This is a genomic window from Nocardia anaemiae NBRC 100462, assembly GCF_001612725.1.
GTDB classification, from domain to species: domain Bacteria; phylum Actinomycetota; class Actinomycetes; order Mycobacteriales; family Mycobacteriaceae; genus Nocardia; species Nocardia anaemiae.
On the sequence record NZ_BDAZ01000077.1, the window covers coordinates 22,210 to 38,938 of the forward strand.

Below are 16,729 nucleotides of genomic sequence, written 5' to 3' on the forward strand. Positions count from 1 at the left end.
GCTCAGAGCCAGTTGTTGCGGTGGAAGTTGACGTACAGCCCGGCGCAGATGACCAGGGTGAGCACTATGACCAGCCAAAAGCCCCAGGTGGCCTCCAACCCGGGCATATGCGTGAAATTCATACCGTAGATACCCGCGATCATCGTGGGCACTGCCGCGATGGCGACCCAGGCCGAGATCTTGCGCATATCGGTGTTCTGCTGCACACCGATCTTGGCCAGTGCGGCACTGACCAATTCGCTCAGGGATTCGTCGAAGTCGGTAATGCGCTCGGCGACGGTGATGTGGTGGTCGGCGACATCGCGCAGGTAACGCCGAATCTCCTTGGGCAGTGGTAAATCCGGTTTATGGCCGAGCAACTGCAGCGGGATCTGCAGTGGGTTCACCGCGCGGCGCAATTCGACGACCTCGCGTTTGAGCTGGTAGATGGATTCGATGGTCACCGTGGTGCGCGGGGTGAAGACCTCCTCCTCCATCTCTTCGATGTCGTTCTCGACGGCTTGGGCCACCTCGACATAGGAATCGACCACATGGTCGGCGACCGCGTGCAGCACCGCACCGGGGCCGTACATGAGTTGATCCGGATGGTTTTCCAATTCCCTTCGGACACCGGCCAATCCGGTGTGCTCGCCGTGTCGCACGGTCACCGCGAAATTGGGTCCGGTGAAGACCATGATGTCGCCGGTCTCGACAATCTCACTGACACTGTGTATTTCGTGCGGGACGTAGGTGACGGTGCGCAGCACGAGAAACAGGGTGTCGTCATAGCGCTCGAGTTTCGGCCGTTGATGGGCGTGCACCACGTCCTCGACGGCGAGCGGGTGCAGATCGAAGGTCTCGGCGATATCGGCCATTTGGTACGCGTCGGGCTCGTGCAGCCCGACCCAGACGAACCCGGTTCCGCGATTTTCGACCTCGGCCATCGCATCGGCATGGGTGAACCGGCCGGGCAGCCGCTTACCGTCGACGTAGATCGCGCAATCGACCACCGCGCGGGCGGTCGGCACGGGTATACGCGGCAATTGCCCGGCCCTTCGGGCCTGGCCGCGGAACGACGGTAACGGCGGAATCGATGGCACCGACCGATGCTACGTCGCGTGCGCGTGCGTGCGCGGTGCGAGCGCACGGTATGAAAGAAGGCGTGCGCATCGACCTGCATACCCATTCGACCGCGTCCGACGGCACCGATACCCCGGCCGAACTCGTCCGCAACGCGGCGGCGGCCGGACTGGACGTCGTCGCGATCACCGACCACGACACCACCGCCGGGTGGGTCGAGGCGGTCGACGCGCTACCGAGGGGATTGACGCTGGTGCGGGGCATGGAGATGTCGTGTATCGGGCTCGGTGAGGACGGTTGGCCGGTACCGGTGCATCTGCTCGCCTACCTCTTCGACCCGACCGATCGGTGTTTCGCCGAGGAGCGGGAACGCTTGCGCGCCGAACGTGTCGAGCGACTGCGTGCGATGGCCGAACGCATGCGCGATGACGGACTACCCATCGATCCGGACGCGGTGTTGGCTTCGGCCGGACCGTCGGCGGGGCGCCCGCATCTGGCACGCGCGCTGGTCGCGGCCGGTGTGGTGCCGACCGTGGACGCGGCCTTCATCGAATTGCTGGCACCGCACGGCCGCTACTACGCGGAGAAGGCGGATACGCCGCTGCGCCGGGCCGTCGAGATGATCGCGACCGCGGGCGGGGTCAGCGTGCTCGCGCATACCCGGGCGCGCAAGCGGGGGCGGCTGCTGGCGATCGACGATATTCGGGATCTGGCCGAGCTCGGACTCGGCGGTCTCGAGGTCGATCATCCGGACCATTCCGCGGCAGATCGCGCGCTACTGACGGAATTGTCCGCCGAACTCGGTCTCATTACAACCGGTTCGTCGGACTATCACGGTTCCAACAAAACCATCCGGCTGGGTGAATTCACCACCGATCCCGCACAATTCGAGGAAATCGCGGGCAAAGCGACGGGTGTGCCGGTGATCGCCTCGTGAGAGTGCTGCGCGGACTCAGCGGAATCGTCGCCGGTGGGATGTTCGTGCTGGCCCTAGTCGTTGTCGGTACCGCGGTAATCGCTGCTCGGCGTGGGTTTCCCGGGCCCGGCGGCGAATCGATAACGTGGCATGTCGCCACCTCGGCGGTCGGCCTCGGTGCACAGATTTTTTCGGATCGGCAGCGCGGTGCGGCAGCTTTTTCCGGATCGGTGGTCGTTTTTATCGTCGCCGGGATATTGCTGTGGACGCAGTGGTGGAGCTGACAAATCCTTAATGGTTGCGGCGTCAGGCATGGAATTCTCCAGCGCGGTTGTGCATCGCCGGGACGGACTGCGCGACCACGGTGGCCGGACTCTACGGTGCGGGCGATGTGATGACGCGCGAGCCGATCACCGGGGCGGTCAGCGGCCTCGGCGGTCAGGGCGGAGCATGGGCTATAGCCTCGGGCGTATGGGCCGGAAAGGGTGCCGCGCGATTCACACGCGGTGGTCGGATTGGTGCAGGAGCACACCGATCATCCCGGCGCCGCGGCGATTGGCGGCTGCGGCTGACCTCCGGCGGACTCGAAAACGTATGGGTGCGCTCGCAGACACGCCAGGCATTTGCCGATGTGGTGCCCGCGCCGGAGCTCACCGCGAGCGATCCACATTCGATGCGACAGCTCACCGGATACCGCTGCCGAACTGCGAGTTTCTGCTTACCCACTGGTAATTCCCGCGCCCTACCCTCGAAAGATGACGCTGGACCGGGATACGACACGCCGGTTTGGCAATGGGTCCGCCCGACTGGCAGAATGTTGCGGATTCCCGCCTACGCCACCGCCGGGTTCGGGAACACCGGCGATCACCGCCTCGCGACGCACCGTCGCGACCCGAGGATCCCCCCGCATGTTCTACACGGACACACCCGTCCGGCTCTCGCTCTGCGGATCAGTGCCGCGCCACGTTTCGGTATTTCCGACGCTTCGGATTCGACGCGAAACGTCCCGGTCAGCGCACTCGATGAGCGTGTGAAATACCTAATACCCATTACCCGGCGGTAACCCGTTCCCCGGCTTGTCCGACCCGATCAGGAGTGAAATCGTGTCACCTGTGACTGACGCAGCGAATGCCACCGCAAGCCTTTCAGAAATCACCCAGGAAGAAATTTTCGCGGGCCACCTAGGCGGCAAGCTCTCGGTCGAACTCACCGCACCGCTGGAGACTCAGCGCGACCTTTCCATCGCCTACACCCCCGGTGTGGCGAAGGTCAGTCTGGCCATCGCGGAGGATGAGGCGCTGTGCAAGCGCTACACCTGGACCGACCGGCTCGTCGTCGTGGTCAGTGACGGCACCGCGGTGCTCGGCCTCGGTGACATCGGCCCGCGCGGTTCGCTGCCCGTGATGGAGGGCAAGGCGGCGCTGTTCAAGAAGTTCGCCGGACTGAACTCGATCCCGATCGTCCTGGACACCAAGGACGTCGACGAGATCGTGGAGACCGTCGTCCGGCTGCGTCCGAGCTTCGGCGCGGTGAACCTGGAGGACATCTCGGCGCCGCGCTGCTTCGAGATCGAGCAGCGGCTCATCGAGGCCCTCGACTGCCCGGTCATGCACGACGACCAGCACGGCACCGCCATCGTGGTGCTCGCAGCCCTCAATGGCGCGGCCAAGGTGCAGGGGCGTGCCATCGATGACATGAAGGTCGTGGTGTCGGGCGCCGGTGCCGCCGGTGTGGCGTGCACGAACATCCTGCTTGCCGCTGGTGTCAAGGACGTGATCGTGCTCGATTCGAAGGGCATCGTCAACACCGAGCGCGGCGATCTCAATGCTGTGAAGGCCGAACTGGCGCAGCGCACCAATCCGCGCGGGCTCGCCGGTGGTGCGGCCGAGGCGCTGGACGGCGCCGATGTGTTCCTCGGACTCTCCGCGGGCACCATCGCCGAGGAACTGATCGCCTCGATGGCGCCGGAGTCGATCGTGTTCGCCATGTCGAACCCGAATCCGGAGATCCACCCCGATGTCGCGCACAAGTACGCCGCGATCGTGGCCACCGGGCGCAGCGACTTCCCGAACCAGATCAACAATGTCCTCGCGTTCCCCGGCGTGTTCAAGGGCGCGCTGGACGCGGGCGCGCGCCGCATCACCGAGGGCATGAAGATCGCCGCCGCCGATGCCATCCTCAGCGTGGTCGCCGATGAGATCGCCGCGGACAAGATCGTGCCGAGCCCGCTCGACCCGCGGGTCGCCCCGGCCGTCGCCGAGGCCGTGGCCGCCGCCGCCCGCGCGGAGGGCGTCGCGTAATTCGACCCGAAAATACGGGGCTGCTCATTTGGTGAGCAGCCCCGTATCGCATTCTGCGGGTTGATCAGTGCGGAACGAAGACCGCCGAAACGAATTCCGCGATTTCGGCATCGCTGAGGTTCTTGGCGATATCGGATTCGCAGATCATGCCGACGAGTCGCTTGTTGTCGTCGATCACCGGCAGTCGCTTGATCCGATCCCTTTCCATCATGTCCAGCACCTCACGGACATCGGCATCGGCGGATGCCCAGCGTGGGGTGCCCTCGGCCAGATCTCCGGCCCGTACCTTGCTCGGATCATGGCCCATGGCAATGCATTTCACGACGATGTCGCGATCGGTCAGCATGCCGATGAGCCGGTCGTCGCTACCGATCGGCAATGCGCCGATATCCAGCCTGCGCATCATCTGCGCGGCCCGATCCAGTGTTTCGTCGGCGGGGATCCATTCCGCGTCTTTGTGCATGATGTCGCGTGCCTTCATAGAGCGACTGTTCACGGTACGCCTCCTGGTCTCGGATGAGTGATCCCGCAGAATTCGGCTCCGCGATTGTGCGTCGAGCATCCGCGAAGCTAACTCCTGCGGCCACGTCACATCGTGACCCATGTCACATCATTGGTCAATGCCTCGGCGGTCAGTGCAACCGAGCCGTCATCGGTGCGACGCCGTCGCCCGTGAGCAGATCTATTGCCGCTGTGCGGCCGGTGATCAGTAGTAATAGCGCGGTGATCGGGCCGAGGATCTCGGGTCCGCTGCCGTGGCTCCATTCGACGTCGGAGGCGACCAAACGGATTCCGTCGAGGCGGTGTTTATCCCATACCGGCCATCCGATGGTTACCGCATGGGTCGCGGCGGCGGCCGCGGCGGCTGGCTCGATGTCGATCGTGCGGGCGAGCGGTATCGCGATGTCCTGGCCGTGCACCATGGTGTCGAACAGGATATTGCGATAATTGGTGAGTTTGGGCAGCGTCCGGGAACCGGCGTTCTCGCGGATCGCCGAAACGAGTTCTGCGGCTGGCTGTTTCGCGTAGCGCCTGGTGAGGTCATCGATGAACCGGTTGTAGTTGCCGCGCGCGCGGATCCCGGTGGCGAGCATGACGCCGATCGGCGGCGGCTGCGGGGTCAGTGCGATGTGTGCGGCGACCTCTCGGACTCGCCAGCCCGCGCACAATGACGGCGTTTCCCATTCGTCGGTGGAAAGGTCGGCCAGCAGGTCGGCAATCGACCGGCGCTGCTGTTCGATGGTCTGCCAACAGGTTTCGCGGTCCATTGTGTGCTCCCCGGGTTCGGACCTCGCATAGGATTGGTCAGCTAGACTTATCAATGTAGTAAGCTTATCTGACCAATGTCAAGGAGCGGGATGGCCGACGGCGAAATGAATGTGGGCCTGCTGATGTTCATTGCCTACCGATCGATGGAGGACCGGATCTTCGCCGAGCTCGCCGAGTCCGGATACGACGACATCACCGTCGCCCAGGGACGGCTCGCGGCGCGCATCGGCGCCGATGGCAGTCGCCTGACCGAGTTGGCCGAGCAGGCCCAGGTCACCAAGCAAACCGCCGGATTCCTCGTCGATCAGCTCGAACGCGCCGGATATGTGCGGCGAGTGCCGGATCCGAGTGACGGCAGGGCGCGCTTGGTCGTGCTTTCCGAACGCGGGGTGAAGATGGCGGCGTACGCGAACTCCGTCGCCGACCGGATCGAGGACGAATGGGCCGGGCACCTCGGTGCGCAACGCATGCGGCAGCTGCGCGACATAATGGCCCGGCTCCGCGAGATCACCGACCCCTATGCCTGAGCCCTAGTCTGCGGTCTGCAGGATTGCGGCGGGGGTCACGGGGAGTTGCGAGGTGCGGCGCAGCCGACCGGTACCGGGCGCGCTGGCCCAGACCACGAAGGCCAGCAGGCCGTCCATGACCATGGCGAGGACCGCGACCAGCAGAGCTCCGACCAGGACCCGGTCGTAGCGGTAGACGGCGATGCCGTCGAAGATATAGCGGCCGAGCCCGCCCAGATTGACGAAGGCGGCGATGGTGGCGGTGGCGATGACCTGCAGCGTGGCCCCGCGCAGGCCGGTGAGCAGGATCGGCAGCGCGTTGGGAACCTCGACGCGGAACAGGATCTGGCGCTCGGTCATGCCCATGGCGCGCGAGGCGTCCACCACATCGGGCGCGACATTGGCGATTCCCGCGTAAGCACCGGCGAGCAGCGGCGGAATTCCGACCGTGACGAGCGCGAGCAGCGGCGGAATCAGGCCGAGTCCGAGGCCGAGCACCAGGAAGGTGAGCAGGCCGAGGGTGGGCAGGGCGCGCATGGCATTGGCGAATCCGACCAGTAGCGCGGAACCGCGACGGGTGTGCCCGATCACCAGCCCGAGCGGCACCGCGACCGCCGCGGAGACGACGACGGTCAGAAAGCTGTACCAGAGGTGCTCGGCGATGCGGTGTTGGATGCCCGCCGGGCCGCTCCAGTTCGCGCCGTCGGTGAAGTAGTGCCAGGCGTCGATGAAAAGGTTCATGCCGCAGCGCCTTTCGCGGTCCTGGCATCCGCGCGCGTCCACGGGGTCGCCCAGCGTCCGATGGCGTACACCAGGCGGTCGAAGATCAGGGCCAATGCCAGCGTGACGATGATGCCCGCGATGATCTCGTCCGGATAATCGCGCTGATAGCCCTGGGTGAAGAGTTTGCCGAGTCCGCCGACACCGATCAGCGCGCCGACCGAAACCATGGCGATATTGGTGACCACCACCACGCGCAGACTGGAGACGAAAACCGGTATGGCCAAAGGCATATCGACGGTGACGGTGCGCCGCAGCGAACTGAAGCCCACCGCGTCGGCGGCGTCGATGACGGTGGGCGAGACCGAATCCAGCGCCGTCGGCACCGCGATCACCAGCAGCGCCGTCGAATACACGGTGAGCGCGATGATCACATTCAATGGATCGATGGTCGAAATTCCGGCCAGCGGCGGAATGATCACGAAAAGGGCCAGCGACGGAATGGTGTAGGACAGACTGGCCACCGTCACCGTGACGCGCCGCAGCCAGGAAATCCGGCGCACCAAAGCGCCCACCGGAATCGCGATGATCAGTCCGAGCAGCAGCGGGACCAACGCGAGATACAGGTGGGTTCTGGTGAAACCCATGATCTCGGAGAAGTTGTCGATCAGATACTTCATGCGTTTTCGGTTTCGAAGAAATGCCGATTGCGCTCGTCGTCCTCCAGGGTGCGCTGCCCGGCGAGCTGCTCTAGTACTTCGGGAGCGCGGATACCGCCGCGCGCGGCGCCGGAATCGTCAACGGCAACACCGATTCCCGACGGCGAGGAGATGGCCGCGTCCAGCGCCTGGCGAAGATCGCCGTCCGGTGGGAACAGGGATCCACCGGCGGCGATGCTGTCGTGCAATGCCCGCCCGGCCCGAATGCTCTCCACACCGGTCACATCGATCCATCCGCGCGGAACGCCGGAATCGGTGACCACCAGTACCCATTCGCCCCGGTCCAGCCGCAGTTCGGCGAGGTCGGGTTCGGTCGCGGTGCGAATCTCGTGCAGTGTCAGGGTATTCGCGCTGCGGAACGACAGTGCGCGATAACCGCGATCGCGTCCGACGAAGCCCGCCACGAAATCTGTTGCGGGCGCGGCCAGTACGCGCTGCGGTTCGTCGTACTGCTGCAGTACGCCGCCCGGGCCGAAGACCGCGATCCGGTCGCCGAGTTTCACCGCCTCATCGATGTCATGGGTGACGAAGACGATGGTTTTGCGCAATTCCGCTTGTAGCCGCAGCATTTCGGCCTGCAACTCCTCGCGCACCACCGGATCGACCGCGCTGAACGGTTCGTCCATCAAAAGCACCGGCGGATCGGCGGCCAGTGCCCTGGCCACCCCGACCCGCTGCTGCTGTCCGCCGGAGAGCTGGGCCGGATACCGGTCGGCCAGCGATCGGTCCAGTCCGACCCGGTCCAGCACCTCGAGTGCGGCGGCGCGGGCCGCGCGGCGCCGAACTCCTTGCAGCACAGGAACTGTCGCGACATTGTCGACGACCGTGCGGTGCGGCAGCAGTCCGGCGCTCTGGATCACGTATCCGATACCGAGCCGCAGCCTGACCGGATTCACCGTCGAAATGTCCGCGCCGCCAACGGTGATGGTGCCCGAACTGGGCGTGATCATCCGGTTGATCATGCGCATCGAGGTGGTCTTGCCGCAGCCCGATGGTCCGACGAAGACGGTGAACGAGCCGGATTCGATGCGTAGGTCGAGTTCGGAGACGGCGTGCGTGCCGTCCGGATAGGTCTTGCTGATGCGGCTGAATTCGATATCTGACACGCTGGCTCCTACCCGGTGGGCTTGTTCAGCCCCTGGGCGGTGACCCATTGCTGTGCTGCGGCCTTTGGTTCGGTCTTACTGCTACCGGAGACCGCCTCGTTGAGTTTCAGCAGTTCGTCGGTGGTGAGTTTCGCGGAGACCGCGTTGAGCGCGGCGAGTGCCTTATCGGTCTTCTTGGCGGCGTTGAACAGCGGCACCACATTCTGGGCGGGGAAGTTGTGCTTCGGATCTTCCAGAACCACCAGATTGTTCTGCGCGATCGCGGGGGAGGTGGTGAAGATATTGGCCGCGGTCACCGTGCCCTCGACCAGCGCGCGCACCGTCGCCGGACCGCCGCCGTCGGCGATCGGGACGAAATTGTTCGCGGCGATGTCCAGGTTGTAGTTCTTCTTCAGGCCGGGCAGACCGCCTGCGCGCTCCTGGAATTCGGCGGGCGCACCGAATTTCACCTCGGCCGAATGTGCGGCCAGATCGGCGATGCTGTGCAGATTCCAGCGATCCGCGGTGGCCTTGGTGACCACGACCGCGTCCGAGTCCTGACCCGGAGCCGGGGTGCCGACGGCGAGATCGGCGCCGAGCGCCTTGGTGAGTGCGGCGTCGATATCGGTGGAACTGGTCGCGGTGGCGCTCTTGTCCAGGTACTGCAACAGATTGCCGTTGTACTCCGGAATCACCGAGATCGCGCACTGGCGCAATGCCGGGATATAGGCCTCGCGGCTGCCGATATTCAATTTGGTGTCGACGTTGAATCCGTTGACGCGCAACACTTCCGCGTAGATATTCGCGACCGTCTCCGATTCCGGGAAGTTCGCCGAGCCGACAGTCAGCCCGTCACCCTCGCAATTGCCCTTGGCCGCAAGCGGATCGGAGTTACCACAGGCGGACAGGATCATGGCGGCGGCCAGTGCCGCGGCGGCGACGAGAATGCGGGCGGCACGCAGCGTCAGCCGCAGCGCGAACCTCCCGTGCCGCGCGGCATCGGGGTTGATCGTGGTTTTCACTGGAGTCCTTCCGGCATGACGAGCGATGCGAGCAGCCGTGCGCGCACGGCCACCCGGTACATTCTGGTTGTTCATATTGCCCGCTGCATGCAGTTCCTGTTCACTACCGAAGGTTGGTGTCGCCGGATGGGGTTGGCCGCGTCGAGGCGGATGTTGGCACGGGTCGTGCTCGTCACGGCCCTCGGGCTGGCTGTTTCCTGTGGAAGCGACGATCCGGGCCCGACAATATCGGTCGGCGCGGGGAATTCGATGGAATCGAATCTGCTTGCGCAAATTTATGCGGGTGCGTTGGCGCGGACCGGTGCGCGCACCTCGGTCACCGCCGATCTCGGTGGGCGGGCGGACTATCTGGCCGCGTTGGACGCGGGCACGGTGACGGTGGTCGGCGAGCACAGCGGCGAACTGCTCACCTTCCTGAATGCCGATGCGCAGGCGCGTAAGCCCGAGGTGACGACCGATGTGGCGGATAAGTCCGCACCGGTTCGGCTCTCGGTTACCGAGGAGCTGAACCGGTCGCTGCCGGAGGGGCTCGCGGTCTCCGATCCGGCCGACGGCACGGATATGCGCGCCCGGGTGCTCGTGCCCGAAGCCGTGGGCAAGGATGTGCGGTCGCTCGGCGCGCTCGCACCGCGGTGTGGCGAACTTCAGGCCGGGGTGGCACCGGTGCCGGGTGTGCTGCAAACTGCGGATCCGGTGCGGATTTCCGGTTGTGATTTCGCCGCTACCAGGCCGTATCCCGATGCGACGGCGCTGCGAAAGGCATTGCTGGGCGGGGAAGTCCAGGCCGGAATCCTGACCGGGCCGCCCGCGCTGGTCCCCGGTGCCACCGATGGGCTGACCGTCCTGGCCGATAACGACTACGCGGTGCGGGCCGAGAATGTGGTCGCGGTCTATCGCAAGGGTCTGCTGGATGATCGGCAGATCAAGAAGCTGAACTACGTCTCCGGTGAACTCACGACCGATGAATTGGCGGAGATGATGCGCAAGGTTCGCGAAGGCGCCGCGGCCGCAGAAGTGGCACGCACCTGGTTGGACAACCACGCACTCTAGAAAATCCCTGGTCACGACGGCCCGAGCGGTGCACGCTCGGGCCGTTTGCTATGTCGCCGATCACAATTCCGCTCGATGCCGCGGTCTTGTGAGCGGACTGTTCCGCGCCGTATATTCCATGTGGAGTATTTGAAGCGGAGTATGTCGGTGGCCGTGGCTATCGTGCTCCGGGAATTCGATCTCGCGTCCGCGAGTGTTGTGCAGGAGGTGACCGAGAATGGGGCAGCACGCGCGCCCGTCGGTGACGCCATTGGCGATCGCCGTGCTCGCGCTGCTCGACGAGCGGCCCATGCATCCCTACGAGGCGTATCAACTGCTGATCGCCCGTCGGGAGGACATCCTGGTGAAGGTGCGGCCGGGCTCGCTCTATCACACGGTGACGCGGTTGGCCGAGCAAGGAATGGTGCAGGCCGAGGGCGTCGATCGGGACGGCAATCGGCCGGAGCGCACCACCTACCGGATTACCGAAAGCGGCCGGGAGACATTGCGTTCCCGGGTCGCCGAGATCCTGCGCAACCCCGGGCGGGAGTACCCGATGTTCCCGGTCGCGCTCAACGAGGCGCACAACCTGCCAGCGCCGGAAGTGCTCGCGCTACTGCGAGAGCGGGTCGAGCGGTTGGCGCAGGACCTCGCCGATGTCGAGATGATGAGCCAGTGGGCGGGTATGCACGCAGTGCCGCGTCGCTACTGGATCGTGCTCCCGTACCTGCATGCCACCATCGCGGCCGAAATTGCATGGGTTCAAAACCTCATCACCGAACTCGACAGCGGCGAGATGGAGTGGGACGAATTCGACCCTGCCACCGGCCTGCGCATAACCGAACATCAGCACCCCTGGTCCGATCAGGGCCATTCCGAACCACCCCCGGTGCCGCGTCGCTGGAACGAAGCCAGCGCGTCACCGCCCCGATGAGTACCGATATGCGCACGACGCCGGTACAGACATCCGAGATAGGAACCAAATCCATGACCACTGGACGCAATCCGTGGCTCGCGCTGTTCGCGCTGGTCGTCGGCTTCTTCATGATCCTGCTGGATATGACGATCGTCGCGGTCGCCAATCCGGCGATCATGACGGATCTGCATGCCGACATCTCCCAGGTCATCTGGGTGACCAGCGCCTACCTGCTGACCTATGCGGTGCCACTGCTGGTCACCGGTCGGCTCGGTGATCGCTACGGGCCCAAGAACATCTACCTGATCGGTCTGGCCGTATTCACCGCCGCCTCGCTGTGGTGCGGTCTGTCCGGATCGATCACCATGCTGATCGCCGCGCGGGCCGTCCAGGGCCTGGGCGCCGCGCTGATGACGCCGCAGACCATGGCGGTGATCACCAGGACCTTCCCGCCGGATAAGCGCGGTGCGGCCATGGGTCTGTGGGGCGGTGTCGCCGGTCTGGCCACCCTGGTCGGCCCGATCCTCGGCGGTGTGCTGGTCGACGGGCTCGGCTGGGAGTGGATCTTCATCGTCAACGTTCCGGTCGGCATCGCCGCCTTCGCGCTCGCGGTCTGGTTGGTTCCGGCGCTGCCGACGCATGAGCACAAGTTCGATATCCCAGGTGTGGTGCTGAGCGGTATCGGCCTGTTCCTGCTGGTGTTCGGTATCCAGGAGGGCGATACCTATGACTGGTCGCTGCGCATCTGGCTGATGATCGGCGCGGGTTTGGTTGTGCTCGCGGTGTTCCTGGTGAATCAGTCGCGCAATACCGGTGAGCCGCTGCTGCCATTGGGGCTGTTCCGTGATCGCAACTTCGCGCTGTCGAATGTGGCCATCGCGGCCATGGGTGCGGCGGTCACCTCGTTCATGGTGCCGTCGTACTTCTACTTGCAGGCGGTGCGGGAGATGTCACCGACCAAGTCCGCCCTGGTATTCGCGCCGATGGCGATCGTCACCGGCGTTTTCGCGCCGATCGTCGGCAAGGTCTCCGACAAACTGCATCCGCGTCTGGTGCCGACCGTCGGATTCGTCGGATTCTCGGTGTCGATCTTCTGGTTCTCGGCACTGATGACGCCGCAATCCTCGCTGGCCTGGTTCATGGTCTCGGCCGCGCTGGCAGGTTTCGCCAACGCCTGCATCTGGGCGCCACTGGCGTCCACCGCTACGCACAACCTGCCGATCCAGCAGGCCGGTGCGGGCGCTGGCGTCTACAACACCACTCGCCAGGTGGGCTCGGTGCTCGGTAGTGCCGCGATCAGTGCCTTGGTCGCGGCCCGCATGAGCGCCAATGGCCTCGGCGGCGGCAAGCTCTCCGAAGGCGGTGCGGGCCATGGCGCCATCCCCGAATTCATCAAGGATGGCTTCAGTACCGCCCTCGGGCAAGCCATCCTGCTCCCCGCGGGCATCCTGGTGATCGGTGTAATCGCCTCGGCCCTTTTCATTCGCCACGGCCGATCGAGCGCATCCGGCCCGAAGACAGACCTCGCCAAGGCGGACACCGTCGGCGTCTGAGTTCTGGGTGCCCCGTGCGCAATTCGCGCACGGGGCACAGCCGTCAGCGGGCCAGGCCAGTCAGCTGGGTCCAGTCGATGGTTATCCGGATCGGTAGGTCGACGGTGGTCTGAGGCTCGTTCGGCGCCAACCTCACATGAGGTCGGTATTGGCCGAGGACATGGTCGTAACGGTCAGCCGACCTGGACCGTGGTGGAGGGGTAGCCGGTGGCGCCGTCGGGGACTACGGGGGCGCGGGCTTCGGTTTGGGTTTCGCCGGTGCCGTCGGTGGCGCGGGCGCGGATGGTGTGCGGGCCGGGGGTGGCGGTCCAGTCGTAGACCCATTGGCGCCAGGTGTCGATGGATTGTTCGGTGGACAGGCGGGCGGATTGCCATGGGCCGTTATCGATTTGGACTTCGACGGCTCGGATGCCGCGGTGTTGGGCCCAGGCCACGCCTGCGATGGCGATGCTGCCCGGTCGCAGTTCGGCGCGGTAGCGCGGGGTGTCGATGCGGGTGCCGGTTTTGATGGGGCCGTAGGCCGACCAGCCGCGGCGGGTCCAGTAGGCGGTTGCCCGGTCGAAGCGGGTGATCTCCAGTTCGGTCACCCATTTGGTGGCCGAGACATATCCGTAGAGACCAGGGACGACCAGGCGGGCCGGATAGCCGTGTGCGACGGGCAGGGGTTCGCCGTTCATACCGACGGCGAGCAGCGCATCGCGGCCGTCGGTGAGGACGGACAGCGGACTGCCAGCGGTGAACCCGTCGATGCTGTGCGACAGGACCATATCGGCATCTGGATGCGGTCCGGCCTCGGCGAGCAGTTCGTCCAGGCGGTAGCCGCGCCAGCTCGCATTGCCGATCAGATCGCCGCCGACCGGATTCGAAACGCAGGCCAGCGTCACCAGCGTCTCGACCGGTGTGCGTTTGGTGAGATCGTCCCAGCTGAGCTGGATTTCGTGATCGACCATTCCGTGGATCCGCAAGGACCAATCGGCAACAGAGACTTGCGGCAGCGTCAGCGCGGTGTCGATTCGATAGAAGCTGCTATTGGACGTCAGGTACGGCGTCAGCCCCGGCAATTTCAAATCCGCATCGGGTGCGAGCGAAACGGCCGGGCCACTCGGCTCCGGCAGCTGAATCGCCGCCCGCTCACCGGAAACATCCCGCCGCTGTGCCCCGATCAGCCGACCACCCACCCCACTGAGCAACGCGAGCCCACCCGTAATCGCAATGCCCCGCAACACCTGTCGCCGCTGCGCTCCCGAAGCCGCAGGTTCCTTCTCGGCAGCCGCTGCGGTCGAACGGGCCGTTGACGCGGCCGCTGTTCCGCCGCTGCTCGATGCTGGTTCTTTCGCTGTGACCGAACCAGCCTGGGTGATCCCCGCAGTGCCCTGGTCGGCCGAGTCACGGTGGGCTGTCGGTTCCGGTGTCGCCGATGACGATGCTGCCGCGCTCTCCCCAACTTGCTCGGCCTCCTTACTTGGCGCGGCCGACGCGTCTGTGCTGGATGAGTCGGCTTCGGTCGCAGTAGATTTCGGCCTTGCGGTCGCAGTCCGCGGCCCGCCTGCTTGGTCCTCGCCGGGGGTGACCAGTGGGACAGGAGAAGGCGCGGCGGGCCGGGCCATGTGTGCGGCGGCCGCATCGTCTATTCGTGCGGTAAGGACGCGCAGTGCGTAAATGCCTGCGGCAACACCGATTACGGTCGGCCAGACGGCGGACAATCCGGAGCGGCCGAAGGCGATGGCCGCGGTGAGCAATCCGAGGGCGGCCAGTAGCCAGGACCCGCGAGGATGGTCTGTTCGTTCGATGGCTCCGATGCATGCGGCGACCAGCACGGCCACCAGTGCCATGCAGACGAACAACAGGGTCTTGTCATTGGTGCCGAAGGTTTGGATCACCCATTCGCGTACACCGTCCGGCGTGTGGTCGATAACGGTCGAGCCGAGTGCGTTCGGTGGCGCGCTGTCGGGGCCGATGAAGGCGGCGACGAGTTCGGCCACGCCGAGTGCCAGACCGGCGGCGACAATGCCCGCCGCCACCCGAAAGCGCAGTTCAGCCATGGTCCGAGCCTACTGCCGGGTGCGGTCGGGGAGTATGACCATTCGGTGACGTGCAGGTCAGTCCGCGGACTTGTGGCGCTGGTAGTAGCGGGCGACGCGGACCCGGTTGCCGCAGCGTTCGGCGGAACACCAGCGACGGCGCGGGTGGGCGGGCAGAAACAGCAATACGCAGTCGTCGGCCTCGCATCGCTTCAGCTTTCCGATCGACGGATCGGCAAGCAGGTCGGCCGCGGCTTCCGCCAGGACCGTGGCAAGCTTCTCGGCCGCCGTGCCGTCGCGGCGCGCGGTCGCGATCACCGTGTCGCCGTCCCATTCCAGCTGCCGGATCGCGGGCGCGGCGGCCTGTGCGGCATTGAGTCCGCGCAATGCGTCGGCGGGCGGGCGGCGATCGTGGAGCAGCGCGTCGAGGACGGCGCCGATGTGGTCGCGCACCGCATGAACGGCAGCGAGGTCGGCGGCGGTGGGGCGCGGAACAGCCAGCTCCGGAAACCGCTCGGTCTGCAGCGCAAGCCAACTCCCGAGGTCACCGGGGGTCGCCAGCAGATCGACACCGGTCGGCCGGGTATTGACCAGGTCCAATGCCAGCGGCTCGCCGATCAACGGAGCTTCACTCATGTCCCTAATGCTACATCGATCAGTTGACACGTTAGAACTGGATCGGCTAGAACTAATCCAACATCAGAAAAAGAAAGCATGTGAAATCATGATCGAGCTGCCAGCCATCCACCACCGCAACATCGAGGTCGACGGCGTCGAGGTGTTCTACCGCGAATCGGTCCCGAACCGTTCGGACGCCCCGGTGTTATTGCTGCTGCACGGTTTTCCGTCCGCTTCGCACCAGTTCCGCAGGCTGTTCGATGTGCTCGGCGCGCGGTACCGGCTGATCGCCCCGGACTACCCGGGCTTCGGAAACACCACGGCACCAGCCGATTTCGACTACTCCTTCGACCGACTGGCCGATGTGATCGAGGGTTTCGTAGCGCGGCTCGAACTGCGCGAATTCGCCATGTACGTCTTCGATTTCGGCGCTCCGGTCGGCTTCCGTATCGCACTGCGCCACCCCGAATGGGTCACCGGCCTCGTCGTTCAGAACGGCAATGCCTACCAGGCGGGACTGTCGGATCTCGCTCGCGACTTCACCGCACTGCGTCCCGAGGACGAAGGCGCCGAAGACACCATTCGCGGCCTGCTCACACTGGAGGGCACCCGCGGTCAGTACGAGCACGGCGTCCCCGACCCAACCGTGCTCAGCCCCGAATCGTGGATTCTCGATCAGTACTTCCTCGACCTACCCGGCCGCAAGGAGGCCCAGGTAGCCCTCGCCTTCGACTACAAGTCGAATGTCGCCGCCTACCCCGAGTGGCAGCAGTGGCTGCGCAAGTACACCCCGCCCACCCTCATCGTCTGGGGCTCGAACGATCCCTTCTTCCCGGAGCCAGGCGCGCACGCCTACCTCGCCGATCTTCCCGACGCCGAGCTGCACGTCTTCGATACGGGCCACTTCGCCCTGGAGACGCATCTGGTCGATATCGCGCCGCTCGTCGCCGACTTCCTCGACCGTCTGCCCGGCTGAACGAAAAGCAAAGGCGCCGC

The 16,729-nt window shown here is 65.3% G+C and carries 17 protein-coding genes; 7 read left to right on the forward strand and 10 right to left on the reverse strand.

Translation table 11 applies throughout. The annotated features are described in order from the left end of the window. Positions 1-2: 2 nt before the first annotated feature. Positions 3-1,079: a magnesium and cobalt transport protein CorA gene (locus NA5_RS34720; protein ID WP_062993264.1), complete on the reverse strand. Its 1,077-nt coding sequence runs from the start codon at positions 1,077-1,079 to the stop codon at positions 3-5. A 62-nt stretch (positions 1,080-1,141) separates the two neighbouring features. Between NA5_RS34720 and NA5_RS34725 the strand changes: the two genes are divergently transcribed. Next, on the forward strand, positions 1,142-1,996 hold the full coding sequence (locus NA5_RS34725) for a PHP domain-containing protein (protein WP_062993287.1): 855 nt from the start codon (positions 1,142-1,144) through the stop codon (positions 1,994-1,996). A gap of 53 nt (positions 1,997-2,049) precedes the next feature. On the opposite strand, the gene NA5_RS40940 is transcribed toward NA5_RS34725, so the two are convergent. Further along, positions 2,050-2,289, reverse strand: coding sequence for a hypothetical protein (locus NA5_RS40940; RefSeq protein WP_157110809.1), 240 nt, complete (start codon positions 2,287-2,289; stop codon positions 2,050-2,052). Between the two features lie 789 nt (positions 2,290-3,078). Here NA5_RS40940 and NA5_RS34740 point away from each other — a divergent pair. Next, complete coding sequence (locus tag NA5_RS34740; RefSeq protein WP_062993267.1) at positions 3,079-4,275, forward strand: NAD(P)-dependent malic enzyme; 1,197 nt, start codon at positions 3,079-3,081, stop codon at positions 4,273-4,275. Positions 4,276-4,339: 64 nt separating this feature from the next. Here the strand turns inward: NA5_RS34740 and NA5_RS34745 are convergent, their stop codons facing one another. Then, on the reverse strand, positions 4,340-4,756 hold the full coding sequence (locus tag NA5_RS34745) for a CBS domain-containing protein (protein WP_062993268.1): 417 nt from the start codon (positions 4,754-4,756) through the stop codon (positions 4,340-4,342). 151 nt (positions 4,757-4,907) lie between these two features. Further along, on the reverse strand, positions 4,908-5,543 hold the full coding sequence (locus NA5_RS34750) for a maleylpyruvate isomerase family mycothiol-dependent enzyme (RefSeq protein ID WP_062993269.1): 636 nt from the start codon (positions 5,541-5,543) through the stop codon (positions 4,908-4,910). A 90-nt stretch (positions 5,544-5,633) separates the two neighbouring features. On the opposite strand from NA5_RS34750, the gene NA5_RS34755 reads away from it, so the two are divergent. After that, positions 5,634-6,071: a MarR family winged helix-turn-helix transcriptional regulator gene (locus NA5_RS34755; RefSeq protein WP_062993270.1), complete on the forward strand. Its 438-nt coding sequence runs from the start codon at positions 5,634-5,636 to the stop codon at positions 6,069-6,071. Positions 6,072-6,074: 3 nt separating this feature from the next. Here the strand turns inward: NA5_RS34755 and NA5_RS34760 are convergent, their stop codons facing one another. The 4 genes from NA5_RS34760 to NA5_RS34775 are packed head-to-tail and all read right to left on the reverse strand — an operon-like array spanning position 6,075 to position 9,536. Beyond that, the gene (locus tag NA5_RS34760; protein WP_062993271.1) at positions 6,075-6,791 is read right to left on the reverse strand and encodes an ABC transporter permease; all 717 of its coding nucleotides are present in this window, start codon (positions 6,789-6,791) and stop codon (positions 6,075-6,077) included. Beyond that, entirely contained in the window at positions 6,788-7,450 is a 663-nt protein-coding gene (locus NA5_RS34765) for an ABC transporter permease (RefSeq protein WP_062993272.1), read from the reverse strand. Before NA5_RS34765 ends, NA5_RS34760 begins: the two co-directional genes overlap by 4 nt. Next, entirely contained in the window at positions 7,447-8,643 is a 1,197-nt protein-coding gene (locus NA5_RS34770) for an ABC transporter ATP-binding protein (protein WP_084484649.1), read from the reverse strand. The genes NA5_RS34765 and NA5_RS34770 overlap by 4 nt, the downstream gene beginning before the upstream one ends. Beyond that, on the reverse strand, positions 8,604-9,536 hold the full coding sequence (locus tag NA5_RS34775) for an ABC transporter substrate-binding protein (protein ID WP_371856483.1): 933 nt from the start codon (positions 9,534-9,536) through the stop codon (positions 8,604-8,606). The genes NA5_RS34770 and NA5_RS34775 overlap by 40 nt, the downstream gene beginning before the upstream one ends. A 210-nt stretch (positions 9,537-9,746) precedes the next feature. On the opposite strand from NA5_RS34775, the gene NA5_RS34780 reads away from it, so the two are divergent. From NA5_RS34780 to NA5_RS34790, 3 genes are all read left to right on the forward strand, one after another. Next, positions 9,747-10,646, forward strand: a complete 900-nt coding sequence (locus tag NA5_RS34780) for a glycine betaine ABC transporter substrate-binding protein (protein ID WP_281201775.1) — start codon at positions 9,747-9,749, stop codon at positions 10,644-10,646. A 217-nt stretch (positions 10,647-10,863) separates the two neighbouring features. Beyond that, a complete protein-coding gene (locus tag NA5_RS34785) occupies positions 10,864-11,559 on the forward strand; it encodes a PadR family transcriptional regulator (protein ID WP_062993274.1) in 696 nt (231 codons plus the stop codon). Between the two features lie 53 nt (positions 11,560-11,612). Beyond that, positions 11,613-13,094, forward strand: a complete 1,482-nt coding sequence (locus tag NA5_RS34790; RefSeq protein WP_062993290.1) for a DHA2 family efflux MFS transporter permease subunit — start codon at positions 11,613-11,615, stop codon at positions 13,092-13,094. A 173-nt stretch (positions 13,095-13,267) separates the two neighbouring features. Here NA5_RS34790 and NA5_RS34795 read toward each other — a convergent pair whose 3' ends face one another. Further along, positions 13,268-15,136, reverse strand: coding sequence for a molybdopterin-dependent oxidoreductase (locus tag NA5_RS34795; protein WP_062993275.1), 1,869 nt, complete (start codon positions 15,134-15,136; stop codon positions 13,268-13,270). 57 nt (positions 15,137-15,193) lie between these two features. Beyond that, positions 15,194-15,751, reverse strand: coding sequence for a CGNR zinc finger domain-containing protein (locus NA5_RS34800; RefSeq protein WP_062993276.1), 558 nt, complete (start codon positions 15,749-15,751; stop codon positions 15,194-15,196). Positions 15,752-15,839: 88 nt separating this feature from the next. Between NA5_RS34800 and NA5_RS34805 the strand changes: the two genes are divergently transcribed. Continuing rightward, positions 15,840-16,709: an alpha/beta fold hydrolase gene (locus NA5_RS34805; protein ID WP_062993277.1), complete on the forward strand. Its 870-nt coding sequence runs from the start codon at positions 15,840-15,842 to the stop codon at positions 16,707-16,709. Positions 16,710-16,729 lie beyond the last annotated feature (20 nt).

Coding starts and splice junctions, on each gene's coding strand:
- NA5_RS34795 (WP_062993275.1), bottom strand. CDS start 15,136: ATGGCTGAACTGCGCTTTCGGGTGGCGGCGGGCATTGTCGCCGCCGGT.
- NA5_RS34745 (WP_062993268.1), bottom strand. CDS start 4,756: ATGAAGGCACGCGACATCATGCACAAAGACGCGGAATGGATCCCCGCC.
- NA5_RS34805 (WP_062993277.1), top strand. CDS start 15,840: ATGATCGAGCTGCCAGCCATCCACCACCGCAACATCGAGGTCGACGGC.
- NA5_RS34765 (WP_062993272.1), bottom strand. CDS start 7,450: ATGAAGTATCTGATCGACAACTTCTCCGAGATCATGGGTTTCACCAGA.
- NA5_RS34755 (WP_062993270.1), top strand. CDS start 5,634: ATGGCCGACGGCGAAATGAATGTGGGCCTGCTGATGTTCATTGCCTAC.
- NA5_RS34785 (WP_062993274.1), top strand. CDS start 10,864: ATGGGGCAGCACGCGCGCCCGTCGGTGACGCCATTGGCGATCGCCGTG.
- NA5_RS34780 (WP_281201775.1), top strand. CDS start 9,747: ATGTTGGCACGGGTCGTGCTCGTCACGGCCCTCGGGCTGGCTGTTTCC.
- NA5_RS34750 (WP_062993269.1), bottom strand. CDS start 5,543: ATGGACCGCGAAACCTGTTGGCAGACCATCGAACAGCAGCGCCGGTCG.
- NA5_RS40940 (WP_157110809.1), bottom strand. CDS start 2,289: ATGCCTGACGCCGCAACCATTAAGGATTTGTCAGCTCCACCACTGCGT.
- NA5_RS34760 (WP_062993271.1), bottom strand. CDS start 6,791: ATGAACCTTTTCATCGACGCCTGGCACTACTTCACCGACGGCGCGAAC.
- NA5_RS34800 (WP_062993276.1), bottom strand. CDS start 15,751: ATGAGTGAAGCTCCGTTGATCGGCGAGCCGCTGGCATTGGACCTGGTC.
- NA5_RS34770 (WP_084484649.1), bottom strand. CDS start 8,643: ATGGGTCACCGCCCAGGGGCTGAACAAGCCCACCGGGTAGGAGCCAGC.
- NA5_RS34790 (WP_062993290.1), top strand. CDS start 11,613: ATGACCACTGGACGCAATCCGTGGCTCGCGCTGTTCGCGCTGGTCGTC.